The sequence below is a fragment of the Thermoactinomyces sp. CICC 10522 genome (assembly GCF_016055075.1).
Taxonomy (GTDB): Bacteria; Bacillota; Bacilli; order Thermoactinomycetales; family Thermoactinomycetaceae; genus Thermoactinomyces_A; species Thermoactinomyces_A daqus.
Genome location: NZ_JAECVY010000072.1, coordinates 1 through 532, shown reverse-complemented (window position 1 = coordinate 532; position 532 = coordinate 1). Strand labels below are relative to the sequence as shown.

Below are 532 nucleotides of genomic sequence, written 5' to 3'. Positions count from 1 at the left end.
GATGCGACAGGGGGTGCCCCGGGAAGCTCCGCGCCGGGCGGGAATCTCGTCGTTTGGAGCCGGAGGGGCCAACGCCCATATCGTGATTGAGGAATATCTTCCGCCCGAAGAAACGGATCGGGAGCCGGCTGCAGCCGGCGGGGGCCCGTTCCTGATCGTCCTGTCGGCACAAACGCGCGGGCAACTGCTGGAGCAGGCGAAACGCCTGCACTCGGCGATCGGGGAAGAAGGCTGGACCGACCGTGATCTGGCCGCTCTGGCGTACACGCTGCAAGTGGGCCGGGAGGCGATGGAAGAGCGGATGGCCCTCGTGGTCACCACCATGGAAGAGCTCCGGGGAAAACTGGCGGACGTGGTTGCCGGAAAGCAGGAGATCGAAGGATGTTACCGGGGGTCGGTCAAAGCTCATAAGGCAGTCCTGGCGGTCCTGGCGGCGGATGAGGATATGGAGCAAATCCTGGAGGTCTGGCAGAGAAAAGGGAAGTACGACAAACTGCTGGAGCTGTGGGTAAAAGGGATGGACATCGACTGG

The 532-nt window shown here is 63.2% G+C and carries 1 protein-coding gene; it reads left to right on the top strand.

Translation table 11 applies throughout. The annotated features are described in order from the left end of the window. A partial coding sequence (locus I8U18_RS17635; protein WP_198065187.1) for a KS-MAT linker domain-containing protein occupies nt 1-532 on the top strand: 532 nt, incomplete at both ends.